This window comes from Pseudomonas sp. ZT5P21, assembly GCF_054897785.1.
The window spans coordinates 5202394-5215400 of record NZ_CM142705.1 but is presented as its reverse complement, the minus strand read 5'-3'; the positions used below and the strand labels follow the sequence as shown (position 1 = coordinate 5215400).

The 13007-nt window shown below is 58.0% G+C and carries 10 protein-coding genes; all 10 read right to left on the bottom strand.

The window, feature by feature from the left end:
- Window positions 1-46: 46 nt before the first annotated feature.
- Entirely contained in the window at window positions 47-1609 is a 1563-nt protein-coding gene (locus ACYZT9_RS24330) for a SpoVR family protein (RefSeq protein ID WP_462007741.1), read from the bottom strand.
- Window positions 1606-2877 carry a YeaH/YhbH family protein gene (locus ACYZT9_RS24325; RefSeq protein WP_462007740.1) on the bottom strand — a complete coding sequence of 424 codons (1272 nt, stop codon included), beginning with the start codon at window positions 2875-2877 and terminating at the stop codon, window positions 1606-1608. Before ACYZT9_RS24325 ends, ACYZT9_RS24330 begins: the two co-directional genes overlap by 4 nt.
- Before the next feature lie 144 nt (window positions 2878-3021).
- Window positions 3022-4944, bottom strand: a complete 1923-nt coding sequence (locus ACYZT9_RS24320; protein WP_214379233.1) for a PrkA family serine protein kinase — start codon at window positions 4942-4944, stop codon at window positions 3022-3024.
- 295 nt (window positions 4945-5239) lie between these two features.
- Window positions 5240-5569 (bottom strand): thiosulfate sulfurtransferase GlpE, encoded by a 330-nt coding sequence (glpE, locus tag ACYZT9_RS24315; RefSeq protein WP_462007739.1) that lies wholly within the window; start codon window positions 5567-5569, stop codon window positions 5240-5242.
- Window positions 5570-5602: 33 nt separating this feature from the next.
- On the bottom strand, window positions 5603-6484 hold the full coding sequence (locus ACYZT9_RS24310; protein ID WP_462007738.1) for a symmetrical bis(5'-nucleosyl)-tetraphosphatase: 882 nt from the start codon (window positions 6482-6484) through the stop codon (window positions 5603-5605).
- Window positions 6484-6864 carry a Co2+/Mg2+ efflux protein ApaG gene (gene apaG, locus ACYZT9_RS24305; RefSeq protein WP_461952962.1) on the bottom strand — a complete coding sequence of 127 codons (381 nt, stop codon included), beginning with the start codon at window positions 6862-6864 and terminating at the stop codon, window positions 6484-6486. Before apaG ends, ACYZT9_RS24310 begins: the two co-directional genes overlap by 1 nt.
- Before the next feature lie 123 nt (window positions 6865-6987).
- A complete protein-coding gene (rsmA, locus tag ACYZT9_RS24300) occupies window positions 6988-7806 on the bottom strand; it encodes a 16S rRNA (adenine(1518)-N(6)/adenine(1519)-N(6))-dimethyltransferase RsmA (RefSeq protein ID WP_462007737.1) in 819 nt (272 codons plus the stop codon).
- Complete coding sequence (pdxA, locus tag ACYZT9_RS24295; protein WP_462007736.1) at window positions 7803-8792, bottom strand: 4-hydroxythreonine-4-phosphate dehydrogenase PdxA; 990 nt, start codon at window positions 8790-8792, stop codon at window positions 7803-7805. The genes rsmA and pdxA overlap by 4 nt, the downstream gene beginning before the upstream one ends.
- Window positions 8789-10105, bottom strand: coding sequence for a peptidylprolyl isomerase SurA (gene surA / locus ACYZT9_RS24290; protein ID WP_462007735.1), 1317 nt, complete (start codon window positions 10103-10105; stop codon window positions 8789-8791). Before surA ends, pdxA begins: the two co-directional genes overlap by 4 nt.
- Entirely contained in the window at window positions 10086-12884 is a 2799-nt protein-coding gene (locus ACYZT9_RS24285) for an LPS-assembly protein LptD (protein WP_462007734.1), read from the bottom strand. The genes surA and ACYZT9_RS24285 overlap by 20 nt, the downstream gene beginning before the upstream one ends.
- Window positions 12885-13007 lie beyond the last annotated feature (123 nt).

Sequence of the window (13007 nt, the reverse complement as noted above, 5' to 3'; positions counted from 1 at the left end):
TCGACAGAATAACCGTTGCGTCAAACTTCCGGAGGCAGAAACAGGATCAAAGATGGATGACGGCCAGGTCCAGCCGGCCATAATCACCTTCGCTGTGCTCGCTTCTGGGCGGAACATGGTGGGTTTTCATCACTTGATCCCCTTGCAGAGTTTCCAGGTGAATGTCGAAGCCCCAGAGGCGGTGCAGGTGCTTGAGCACTTCCTCGGTGGACTCACCCAGCGGCTTGCGGTCGTGTTGCTGGTGTCGCAAGGTCAGTGAGCGGTCGCCGCGTCGATCGATGCTATAGATCTGGATGTTGGGTTCGCGATTGCCCAGGTTGTACTGCGCTGCCAGGGTTTCACGGATGGTGCGATAGCCCTCTTCATCGTGAATGGCCGGCACCAGCAGGTCGTCCTTCTGGTCGTCATCGAGAATGCTGAACAACTTCAGGTCGCGGATGACCTTCGGCGAGAGGTACTGCAGGATGAAACTTTCATCCTTGAAGCTGCTCATGGCGAACTTGATGGTCGACAGCCAGTCGGTCCCTGCGATTTCCGGGAACCAGCGGTAGTCCTCTTCGGTCGGGTTTTCACACATGCGCCGGATATCCCGGTACATGGCAAACCCCAGGGTGTAGGGGTTGATGCCGTTGTAATACGGGCTGTCGAAGCCCGGCTGAAAGACCACGCTGGTGTGGGACGTCAGGAACTCCATCATGAAACCGTCGGTGACCAGGCCTTCGTCGTACAGGTCGTTCATCAACGTGTAATGCCAAAACGTTGCCCAGCCTTCATTCATCACCTGAGTCTGGCGTTGTGGATAGAAATACTGCGCGATCTTGCGCACGATGCGCACGATTTCCCGCTGCCAGGGCTCCAGCAGCGGCGCATGTTTTTCGATGAAATACAGGATGTTTTCCTGAGGTTCGGCGGGGAAGCGCGCGTTGTCCTTGTCGCTATATTTGTCCGCGCCCTTTGGAATGGTGCGCCACAGATCGTTGATCTGCTTCTGCAGATGCTCCTCCCGGTCCTTTTGCCGACGACGTTCTTCCTCGGCGGAAATCGGGTAAGGGCGTTTGTAGCGGTCTACGCCGTAGTTCATCAGCGCATGGCAGGAGTCCAGAAGGTCCTCGACCGCGTCGATCCCGTGGCGCTCTTCGCACTGCATGATGTACTGCTTGGCGAACACCAGATAATCGATGATCGAACTCGCGTCGGTCCAGGTGCGGAACAGGTAATTGCCTTTGAAGAAGCTGTTGTGCCCGTAGCAGGCGTGCGCCACTACCAGGGCCTGCATGCAGATGGTGTTTTCTTCCATCAGATAGGCAATGCAAGGGTCCGAATTGATCACGATCTCGTAGGCCAGCCCCATTTGGCCGCGAGAGTAGGATTTCTCGGTGCTGAGGAAATGTTTGCCGTAGGACCAATGGTGATACCCCAGCGGCATGCCGACGGAGGCATAGGCGTCCATCATCTGCTCGGCGGTGATCACTTCGATCTGGTTGGGGTAGGTATCGAGCGCGTAACGAGCCGCGATACGGCTGATTTCGCGGTCGTAGGCCTGTATCAGCTCGAACGTCCATTCAGAGCCGGTGGAAATGGGTTGGCGCTTCTGCTCTTTGGCGGTCATGTCACTAACCTGCGCTGGAAGAGTTCACGGAAGACCGGATAGATATCCCCGGCCGAGACCAGTTGTTGCTGGGCAAAAGTGTCAGAAAAGGCTTCGGCGATGCGTTCGTATTCGAACCACAAGGCCTGGTGTTCGCGCGGGGTGATCTCAACGTAAGTGTAGTACTGCACGAACGGCATGATCTGGTTGATCAGAATATCGCGGCAGATTGGCGAGTCATCATTCCAGTTGTCACCGTCGGAAGCCTGAGCGGCATAGATGTTCCACTCGTTGCTCGAATAGCGTTCGGCCATGATCTCCTGCATCAGTTTCAACGCGCTGGAAACGATGGTGCCGCCGGTTTCGCGGGAGTAGAAAAACTCTTCTTCATCCACCTCCCGGGCGCTGGTGTGGTGGCGGATAAAGACGACATCGATCTTTTCGTAGTTACGCTTGAGGAAAAGGTACAGCAGGATAAAGAAGCGCTTGGCGATGTCCTTGGTTGCCTGGGTCATTGAACCGGATACGTCCATCAGGCAGAACATCACGGCCTTGGAACTGGGGTTCGGTTGTTTGATCAGCAGGTTGTACTTGAGGTCGAATGTGTCGAGAAACGGAACGCGGTGTATGCGCGCGCTGAGCTTTTCGATTTCGGCCTCGAGTTCCTGAATATCGCCGAAGTTGTCCGGTTCTTCCAGCTTGAGTCGCAGCAATTCTTCTTTGGCTTCGCGCAATTTCGCCCGGCTGCTGCCGGACAGGGCGATCCGCCGCGCATGGGCCGAACGCAAGGTGCGGATGATGTTGATCCGCGACGGGTTGCCTTCGTTACTGATCCCTGCGCGTACGGTCTTGAAGGTGTCGGTGCCGGTCAGGTTGCGCTTGACCAGATTTGGCAGCTCAAGGTCTTCGAACATGAACTCGAGGAATTCTTCCTGGGTGATCTGGAAGACGAATTCGTCCATGCCTTCGCCGGAATTGCCGGCCTTGCCCGGGCCTCTGCCGCCGCCGCCTCCGGGCGGACGAGCAATGTGCTCGCCACTGGTGAATTCCTTGTTGCCCGGGTGCACCACCGTCTGTTTGCCCCCGCGACCGTGGTGAAGCACCGGCTCGTCGATGTCGCGGCCGGGAATGCTGATCTGTTCGCCGTGCTCCATATCGGTAATGGAGCGCCGGCTGACCGCCTCTTCGACAGCCTTTTTGATGTGATCACGGTAACGCCGCAGAAATCGCTGACGGTTCACCGTGCTCTTGTTCTTGCCATTGAGACGTCGGTCGATCACATAGCTCATAGGCCCTCCGGGGAGCTTCGAGTCATAAGCTTCAAGCTGCAAGACAGAAGCTTCAGAAACAAGCGGCGCGCGACATATGGCCACAATTACTACGCAAACCGCGCGCTAGTGGCGAGAAGTTGTCGTTTGCCGCTTGCAGCTCCCTTACTGGGACTTTCTAACGCGTAAATACCACTCGGACAGCAGCCGCACCTGTTTGTCGGTGTAACCCCGTTCGACCATCCGTGTGACAAAGTCGTTGTGCTTCTGCTGGTCCTCTTTGCTGGCCTTGGCGTTGAAGCTGATGACCGGCAGAAGGTCCTCGGTGTTGGAGAACATTTTCTTCTCGATGACCACCCGCAGTTTCTCGTAGCTGAGCCAGGTCGGGTTCTTGCCGTTGTTGTTGGCTCGGGCGCGCAGCACGAAGTTGACGATTTCGTTGCGGAAATCCTTCGGATTGCTGATGCCGGCTGGTTTTTCGATTTTTTCCAGCTCTTCGTTCAACGCTACGCGGTTGAGAATCTCCCCGGTTTCCGGGTCGCGATATTCCTGGTCCTGGATCCAGAAGTCGGCGTACAGCACGTAGCGATCGAAGATGTTCTGGCCGTACTCGCTGTAAGACTCGAGGTAGGCCGTCTGGATCTCCTTGCCGATGAATTCGATATAGCGCGGTGCCAGATACTCCTTGAGAAAGCGCAGATAGCGTTCACGGGTCTCGGCCTGGAATTGCTCCTGTTCGATCTGTTGTTCCAGCACGTACAGCAAGTGCACCGGGTTCGCGGCGATTTCGTGCGGGTCGAAGTTGAAGACTTTCGACAGAATCTTGAACGCGAAACGGGTGGACAGGCCGTTCATGCCTTCGTCAACACCAGCGTTGTCGCGGTATTCCTGGATCGACTTGGCCTTTGGATCGGTGTCCTTGAGGTTTTCGCCGTCATACACCCGCATCTTGGAGTAGATGTTGGAGTTTTCCGGCTCCTTGAGGCGTGAAAGCACGGTGAACTGGGCGAGCATCTTCAGGGTGTCGGGCGCGCAATGGGCCTTGGCCAGCGAGCTGTTGAACAGGAGCTTGTCGTAGATCTTCACTTCGTCGCTGACCCGCAGGCAGTACGGGACTTTGACGATGTAGATCCGGTCGATGAAGGCTTCGTTGTTCTTGTTGTTGCGGAAGGTGTGCCATTCCGATTCGTTGGAGTGAGCCAGCAGGATCCCGGTAAACGGAATCGCCCCCAGACCTTCGGTACTGTTGTAGTTGCCTTCCTGAGTGGCGGTCAGTAATGGGTGCAGCACCTTGATCGGCGCCTTGAACATTTCGACGAATTCCATCAGGCCCTGGTTGGACCGGCACAGTGCGCCCGAATAGCTGTAGGCGTCGGCATCGTTTTGCGGGAACTCCTCCAGTTTGCGGATATCGACCTTGCCCACCAGTGCCGAGATGTCCTGGTTGTTTTCATCTCCCGGCTCGGTTTTGGCCACGGCGATCTGGTTGAGGATCGACGGATAAAGCTTCACCACGCGGAACTGGCTGATGTCGCCGCCGAACTCGGCCAGTCGTTTGGTGGCCCATGGCGACATGATGGTGTTGAGATAGCGCCGCGGAATGCCGAAGTCTTCTTCGAGGATCGCGCCATCTTCAGTGGCGTTGAACAGACCCAGGGGCGATTCGAAAACCGGCGAACCTTTGATCGCGTAGAAAGGCACCTTCTCGATAAGTTGTTTCAGCTTTTCGGCGAGGGACGATTTACCGCCGCCGACAGGGCCAAGCAGGTAGAGGATCTGTTTCTTCTCCTCCAGGCCCTGAGCGGCGTGGCGGAAGTACGACACGATCTGGTCGATGCATTCTTCCATCCCGTGGAAGTCTTCAAAGGCCGGATAGCGGCGGATCACCTTGTTGGAAAAGATTCGCGAAAGCCTCGAGTTGGTCGAGGTGTCGAGCAGCTCCGGTTCTCCGATGGCCAGCAAGAGACGCTCGGCGGCGGAAACGTAGGCGCTGCGGTCCTTTTTGCACAGTTCAAGATACTCTTGCAGTGAGAGTTCTTCCTGCCGTGTGGACTCGAAGCGTTGTTGGAAGTGGCTAAAGATACTCATGACGTCACCTCGCTCGATACGTGGAGCCGACGCCGGATCACTCAGTCGATGCTGGCAGCAACCGAACAGGCAGTTGCTGTTTACCCCCCAGAACTCTTTCGGAGCTACTGCTCCGAAAGCTACTCCCGATGATCCGCGCGCCGGTGTACCGGCTCTCCCCTGTTTTGGATGGCCTGCGCTTAAGGATAGTTGCTTATTCGGGAGGTAAAGGCGAGATACGTAATTATGTGTGGCAGACCGTTCGTCTGCCACCGCGTTAGCCCGCGGGAGCCGGGGCTTGCGCGTTACAAAAAAATTATTCGGAAGTGCCCTGCGCTGTTTCCGAAGGATAAGTCGTACGCCACAGCTCAAAACCGCCATCCATGCTGTACACGTCGGAGAAGCCCTGACTTATCAGATAGGCCGCCGCGCCCTGGCTGGAATTGCCGTGATAGCAGACGACTACCGTCGGTGCGTCCAGGTCCGCGCTTTGAATAAAGGCATGCAGGGAATGGTTGTCCAGATGCTTCGAGCCACTGATGTGCAGCGCGGCAAACGTTGCGGGGTCTCGAACATCGACCACCACTGCGCCTTGTTCGCGCAAGTTCTGGGCCTGTTCTGGGGGGATGCGTTTGAATTCGCTCATGGCGGGCTCCTGTGGCTCGGCTGAAAACGCAGTTTAGCGCTGGGCACCGGCTGGCGTTTGTTCGGATAAAGAGGGGGTGACTGGCGGTAGGGTGCGGCCATGGTCGTCGCATTTGCACTCAAGGCGTTCAAGGGTATCGACATTCATCAAGGTCATCGACCCGCCCCAGACACAACCCGTGTCGAGGGCGAAAATCCCCGGCTCGTCACACTGGCCTTCAAGCGCTGCCCAGTGGCCGAAGATGATCTTCATGCCCTTGGACTTGCGCTCCTTGTAGGTGAACCACGGCGCGTAACCCGGCGGTGCTGTGTCGGCGCCTTCCTTGCCCTTGAGGTCTAGTTTGCCTTCAATGGTGCAGAACCGCATGCGGGTGAAATAGTTAGTGATAACACGCAGGCGGGTCACGCCTGTGAGGTCATTGTCCCATTTCAGCGGTTCGTTGCCGTACATCCCGTCGAGGTAGGGCGCGAAACGGTTGTCGTCGCGCAGGGCCTCTTCGACCTCGGCGGCGCACTTCAAGGCTTTGCGCAGCGACCATTGAGGCGGAATACCGGCGTGGACCAGGGCAATATTGCGCTGTTCGTCGTAATGCATGAGCTTTTGCTGACGCACCCACTCCAGCAGTTCCGCGCGATCCGGTGCTTCGAGAATCTCGCGCAAGGTGTCGGCTTTCTTCAGGCGTTCGATGTTACGCCCAGCGGCCAGCAAGTGCAGGTCGTGGTTGCCGAGTACGCACACCAGTGATTCGCGCAGGCTATAGAGGAAGCGCAAGGTTTCCAGCGACTGTGGTCCACGGTTGACCAGATCGCCGACTAGCCACAGTTTGTCCCGGGCGGGGTCGAAGGCGACTTGCTCGAGCAGGCATTTCAGGGGTTCGAGGCAACCTTGCAGGTCACCGACGGCGTAAGTCGCCATCAGTGCAGGGCTCCGGGCACCGCCAGGCGGAATGGGGCGATGATGGCGTCGAAGTGTTTGCCGTCGTCAGCAATCATTTGATACGTGCCCTGCATGGTGCCAACTTTGGTCGTCATCACCGTGCCACTGCTGTAGGTGTGGATGTCGCCGGCCTGGATCAACGGCTGCAAACCCACGACGCCGGCACCGCGCACCTCCTCGACATGCCCGTCACCATCGGTGATCACCCAGTGCCGCGACAACAATTTGGCCGGCAATTCGCCATTGTTGTGCACTGTGATCGTGTAAGCGAAGGCAAAGCGGTTTTGCTCGGGTTGCGATTGTTCTGCCAGATAGCGGGTGACGACGCTGACGTCGACCTGATAACGAGGATCGGACATGCAAGAGGCCTTAAAAACGAAGCGGGACGCGGGGCGTAGCTGGTGGAACTCAGTCTAGGCCAAGTATCGGGTAGTAAACCAGACATGGGCGCTGGTGTCCTACCCGATATCGCTTGTTGCCTGTCAGTCGGTGGCGGGGTTCTGTAGGACTTGTTCGCTGAGCTTGTCGGCCAGGCGCACAAAGGCGGCCAGGTCGAGCTGCTCTGGACGCAAGCTGCCGTCGACGCCGGCGGCGGTGATTTCATCGTTGCTCAACAGCAGTTTGAGGGTGTTGCGCAGGGTCTTGCGCCGCTGGTTGAAGGCTTCGCGGACGACGCGCTCCAGCAACCGGTGATCCTTGGCCGGGTGAGGCAGTACAGCGTGTGGCACCAGACGCACGATGGCCGAGTCGACTTTCGGTGGCGGATTGAACGCGCCCGGTCCGACGTTGAACAGGTGCTCTACACGACAGTGGTACTGAACCATGATCGACAAGCGACCCCAGTCTCCACCACCAGGACCTGCCGCCAGGCGTTCGACCACTTCTTTCTGCAGCATGAAGTGCATGTCGCGAATGATGCCAGCGTTGTTCAGCAGGTGAAAAATCAACGGCGTAGAGATGTTATACGGCAGGTTGCCAACCACTCGCAGGCTGTTCGGTGCAGCGTTCAGGCTGTTGAAGTCGAACTTCAGCGCATCCCCCTGGTGCAGGTTGAAATTGCTCTTGCCGGCGAACTGTTGGTTGAGGATCGGGATCAGGTCCTTGTCCAGCTCCACCACGTCCAACTGGGCACCGCTGTTCAGCAGTCCTTGGGTGAGCGCACCCTGGCCCGGGCCGATTTCCAGCAGGCGGTCTTCAGGTTTGGCATGGATGGAGCGCAGGATGCGGTCGATTACACCGGCGTCGTGCAGGAAGTTCTGGCCGAAACGCTTGCGCGCCCGGTGTTGGTAATGTTCGGTCATAAACGGGTCTCGGCCATCTGGTAGGCGGTTTCCAGGGCGACTTGCAGGCTGCCGGTGTCGATGTTGCCGCTGCCGGCCAGGTCCAGGGCAGTGCCGTGGTCGACCGAGGTGCGGATGATCGGCAAGCCGAGGGTCACGTTGACTGCTGCGCCGAAGCCTTTGTACTTCAGCACGGGCAGGCCCTGGTCGTGGTACATCGCCAGCACCGCGTCGCAGTGCTCCAGATATTTGGGGGTAAACAGAGTGTCGGCGGGCAGGGGGCCGCGAAGGTCCATGCCCTCGCCGCGCAGGCGCTCTAATGTAGGTTCAATGATGTCGATTTCTTCATGGCCCAGGTGTCCGCCTTCACCGGCATGGGGGTTGAGCCCGCAAACCAGGATGCGTGGCTGGGCGATGCCGAATTTTAGTTGCAGGTCCGCGTGCAGAATCCGCGTGACTCGTTCCAGACGCTCCGGCGTGATGGCATCGGCAATCTCGCGAAGAGGCAGGTGAGTGGTGACCAGCGCGACGCGCAATCCGCGGGTGGCGAGCATCATCACCACTTGCGCGGTATGCGTCAGGTCCGCCAGAAATTCCGTGTGCCCGGAAAAGACGATGCCCGATTCATTGATCACACCCTTGTGCACAGGGGCGGTGATCATGCCGGCGAAATGCCCGTCAAGGCAGCCCTGACCCGCACGGGTCAAAGTTTCCAGAACAAAAGCAGCATTGGCTTTGTCGAGTTGACCAGCAGTCACCGGCGCACAGAGCGGCGTATCCCAGACATACAGGCTGTTGGCGGGAGCGGGTACGTCCGGCCAGGCATCAGGGGTGACTGGCAGCAAGTTGACCGCCACACCCAGCTGCGCAGCCCGCTCAATGAGCAAGTCGCGGCTGGTAATGGCGATCAGGGGATGTGGCTGGGCTTGCGAGGCGAGCAGCAGGCACAGGTCGGGACCTATGCCGGCCGGTTCGCCGGGTGTCAGCGCGAAACGCTTGGGTTTCACTGCGCTGCCTGGTCTGCACCAGGGAGTTTGATCTCTACGTACGCTTCGTCGCGGATCTGACGCAGCCAGGTTTGCAGCTCTTCGTCGTATTTGCGGTTGCGCAGTACGGTCATCGCTTGCTGCTCACGGGCCTGGGTGGTGCTGTCAGTGGCGCGACGGCCGAGGACTTCCAGAACGTGCCAGCCATACTGAGTCTGGAACGGCTTGGACAGCTGACCTTGCGGGGTCTTGGCCATCACTTCGCGGAATTCAGGTACCAGCGCATTCGGGTCGATCCAGTTCAGGTCGCCACCATTGAGGGCAGAACCCGGATCTTCCGAGAAGCTTTTTGCCAGTTCGCCGAAATCTTCACCCGCTTCGATTCGCGTGTAGAGCGATTGAGCCAGAGCCTTGGTTTTTGCTTCGTCGCGGATCGGGCTCGGTTTGACCAGGATGTGACGCACGTGCACTTCGTCACGCGTCTGGGTTTCGCCGCCACGCTTGTCGAGGATCTTCAGGATGATGAAGCCGCCCGGCGTGCGCATTGGCTGGGTTACATCGCCAACCGTCATGGTGCTCAGCATGCGATCGAACGGAGGTGGCAATTGAGCGGCTTTACGCCAGCCCATGTCGCCGCCTTCCAGTGCGGTTTCGCTGGCGGATTTGGCAATTGCCAACTGACCGAAGTCAGCGCCTTGCTTGAGTTGCTGGTAAACCGCGTCTGCCTGTTTGGCTGCATTCTGAATCGCGTCGGAGTTAGCGCTTTCCGGCGTAGGAATCAGAATGTTGGCCAGACGGAATTCTTCGGACAGCTGCATTTTGCCAAGGTCGGAGGCGAGAAAGTTCTTCACTTCCTGTTCGGACACCTGGATGCGCTCGGCCACACGGCGCTGACGAACACGGCTGATGATCATTTCACGGCGAATCTGTTCACGGGCGTCGTCGTAAGACAGACCGTCGCGAGTCAGGGCGCTGCGGAATTGTTCAATCGACATGTTATTGCGTTGGGCAATGGTGCCGACAGCCTGGTTCAGCTCTTCATCGGTGATGCGGATGCCGGAGCGTTCACCGATCTGCAGTTGCAGGTTTTCGACGATCAGACGCTCGAGCACCTGCTGGTCCAGCACACCCGCCGGCGGCGCAGCAGACCCGCGTTTGGCGATGGTTTGCTGAACTTCATGAACACGCTGGTCCAGTTGGCTCTGCATGACCACATCGTTATCGACAATGGCCACCACTTTATCGATGGACTGCACTGCGGCATTCGCCGCAGTACCCAGGAACAGCGCGCCCAGCACTAGCGGGCGCAGACAATCAGAAAGCTTGGTCTTCACGTTCACGATAACCTTGGATGCCTTTGTCGAGGAAGCTCTCTACTTTGGCGCCGGTGAGGCCGCCGAGACCTTTCAGAACGATCTGTAGGAAGATGCCATGGTCGCCTTTTTCGTTTTCCGGAGCGTCTTGACTGGTTTCGTCGTAGTCGACCCAGTAACGGTTGATCAGGCGCAGTTTCCAGCAGCAGTTGTCGTACTCGAAACCACCGAAGGCTTCCAGGGTACGGTTACGGTTGTAGTCATACTGCCAGCGGCTGATGGCGTTCCATTGCGGCACGATCGGCCAGATCACCGAGAAGTCGTGCTGCTGGATCTTGTAATAGTCCTTCACGTAGCCCGGGGTGCCCGGCGTGCCGTAGTCACCACCGCCTACCGACCATTGACCGGTGTTCTGGTCATAACGGACCTGGTCATTACGATAGCGATAGCCGGCGTTGATGACCTTGTTCGGGTTGTCTTCAGGCTGGTAGTGGAACATCGCGCTGCCCGAGCGAGGGCTGCGGCTGTCCGGGTCCCAGTTGTAATCGGCGGTCGTGCGCCAATCGCGGTTCCAGCGGTATTCGTATTCCAGCGCGTAAGGCGAAACGTCAGACTGCGCATCCTTGCGGGTATTCGCATCGATACCCGGCAACTGGACTTTGCGGTCCTTGAAATACAAGGCCTGGCCGACGCTGATGCGTTGACGCTCAAAGCCGTCTTCTTCGATCCAGCGGTTGGTCACGCCCAGCGACAGTTTGTTCTCGTCGCCGACACGGTCGGAACCGGAGAAGCGGTTTTCGCGGAACAGTGAACCGTAGTTGAAGGTGTATTCGCCGGTGTCAAACACTGGAATGTCGGACTGGTCTTCCTCAGGTACATAAAGGTAGAACAGGCGAGGTTCCAGGGTTTGGCGATAATTTTTGCCGAACCAGGTGGTGTTGCGATCGAAATACAAGCCGCTGTCGATGCTTGCGATCGGCACACCACGGTTCTGATTGCTGCTGAACGTACCGTTGAGGCGGTCGCCTTCAGCGCCTTGACTCGCAATGTCGGATTTGCCCTGACCGTCGAGATCCAGCTGATATTGGGTGTACTGATACTTGAGCGATGGCTTCAGGAAACCGTACGTCCAGTTAAGCGGCAGGCTGACACCTGGCTTGACGTTCAGACGGTCACCGTTGGCACGGGCGAGGCCGAACACGTTGGTGTCCAGGCGAGGCGAGAGAGCACCATTTTCATCAGAGAACTGACCCGTTTTCAGGTCGCGATCAAATCGCACGGCTTCTGTCTCGTAGCCGAAGTTCAGACCATACGGGCGCGTCGGCAACTGACCATTAAATGTGATCTGCGGCAAACGATCATACGGAGTGATGTTCGAAACGGTTGCGAGCTGATACGCGTGGGCGTTCAAGCGAGCGGTATAGCTGTCGCCCCGGTAAGTGACGGAACCTTGCTGATTGACGTAATCGTCGCTCTTTATACCAATCTGATCGGTCTGCAGATCCTGGAAGTAATACGGATCGCTGATCTTGGTGTAATCGACTTGCGTCAAGACGCGAGAATCGAGACCACCCTTGTGCTGCCAGTTGTACATGTAGCGGGTTTTTTCGTAGTCAGACTGCTGGCTGCGATCGGTGTTGTCATCGTTGAGGTACGCGGCGCCGAACTGACCTTCGCTGGCCTTGGTCAGGTAACGGAATTCGCCTTCCACCAACATGCCGCGCTTGCTCATGTAGCGCGGGTATAACGTGGCATCGTAATTCGGTGCCAGGTTGAAGTAGTACGGAGTGACCAGCAGGAAGCCGGTATCGCTGCCGGTGCCGATGGTCGGCGGCAGGAAGCCGGACTGGCGCCGGTCATCGATCGGGAAGTAGATGTACGGCGTGTACAGAACCGGAATGTCCTTGACCCGCAGCGTCACGTTGGTCGCGGTACCGAAACCTGTGGCCGGATTCAACGTGATGTTGTTGCCCTTGAGTTGCCAGGCGTTGCTGTTCGGTTCGCACGTGGTGTACGTACCATCCTTGAGGCGGATGATCGCGTTCTCGGCACGTTTGGCGTACAGCGCGTTACCGCGAATACGGGATTTGTGCATCACGTATTCGGCGTTGTCGACCTTGGCTTCACCAGTGTCGAGCTGCACTTCGGCGTGGTCGCCGACGATCAGCGCGCCGTTGTCGCGAATGCGCACGTTGCCGTCCAGCTCACCACGGCTCTCGGCCTGATAGAGGTTCGCTTCGTCGGCTTCAGCCTGCATGCTGCCCTGACGCAGGACCACGTCACCCGCCAGGGTTGCGATCTGCTCATCCTGCTTGTAGCGGGAGGCCTTGGCGCCGACGAAGGTCGGAGCGTCACTTTTATTCGTCTTGTCATTCATGCCAGGACGAATCGGTTCGATATAGGAACCAGAGCAATAAGGACCGGTTTCGGCCAATTGTGCTGCAGTGAGCTTCTCGCGTGGAACCCAGTCGAGATGGCTGTAGTCTTCGCTACGTGACTTGAGACCGCGGCCTTTGGACTCGGTTACCAGTACAGTTTTGGCGCCGGTGTCCTGACTGGAACTGCTGTCGGCCGGAGTCTCGCCGCTCGCGCTCACAGCGCTGCCGTCATGGACGGGGCGAGGTGGCAGCGCAGCGGCTGGAGATTTCGGCGCACAATCCCAGGCACCCGAAGCAGAGACTGAGCAGTCATACTGTTCCGCGGCGACCACGAACGAAGTGGCTAGAGGTTGCAGGGCCAGCAGACTGCCGGTAACCAACAACGGAAATTTTTTACGAAACGCGGGGGATTTCAATGCCATCTTATTAGTCCGGGCTTCCTGCGTGCCATCTGCCCGCGGTGTGGGCCGCACGCCTCTCGATGGTCTGAAAAAGATGCTGGATAATAAAGCATGACCCGCTTGACGGCTAGCGCCGTCGGAGAC

What these genes read in the sequence shown, in the direction of transcription:
- ACYZT9_RS24330 (WP_462007741.1), bottom strand. Translation starts at nt 1,609, where the DNA reads ATGACCGCCAAAGAGCAGAAGCGCCAACCCATTTCCACCGGCTCTGAA.
- ACYZT9_RS24325 (WP_462007740.1), bottom strand. Translation starts at nt 2,877, where the DNA reads ATGAGCTATGTGATCGACCGACGTCTCAATGGCAAGAACAAGAGCACG.
- ACYZT9_RS24320 (WP_214379233.1), bottom strand. Translation starts at nt 4,944, where the DNA reads ATGAGTATCTTTAGCCACTTCCAACAACGCTTCGAGTCCACACGGCAG.
- glpE (WP_462007739.1), bottom strand. Translation starts at nt 5,569, where the DNA reads ATGAGCGAATTCAAACGCATCCCCCCAGAACAGGCCCAGAACTTGCGC.
- ACYZT9_RS24310 (WP_462007738.1), bottom strand. Translation starts at nt 6,484, where the DNA reads ATGGCGACTTACGCCGTCGGTGACCTGCAAGGTTGCCTCGAACCCCTG.
- apaG (WP_461952962.1), bottom strand. Translation starts at nt 6,864, where the DNA reads ATGTCCGATCCTCGTTATCAGGTCGACGTCAGCGTCGTCACCCGCTAT.
- rsmA (WP_462007737.1), bottom strand. Translation starts at nt 7,806, where the DNA reads ATGACCGAACATTACCAACACCGGGCGCGCAAGCGTTTCGGCCAGAAC.
- ACYZT9_RS24285 (WP_462007734.1), bottom strand. Translation starts at nt 12,884, where the DNA reads ATGGCATTGAAATCCCCCGCGTTTCGTAAAAAATTTCCGTTGTTGGTT.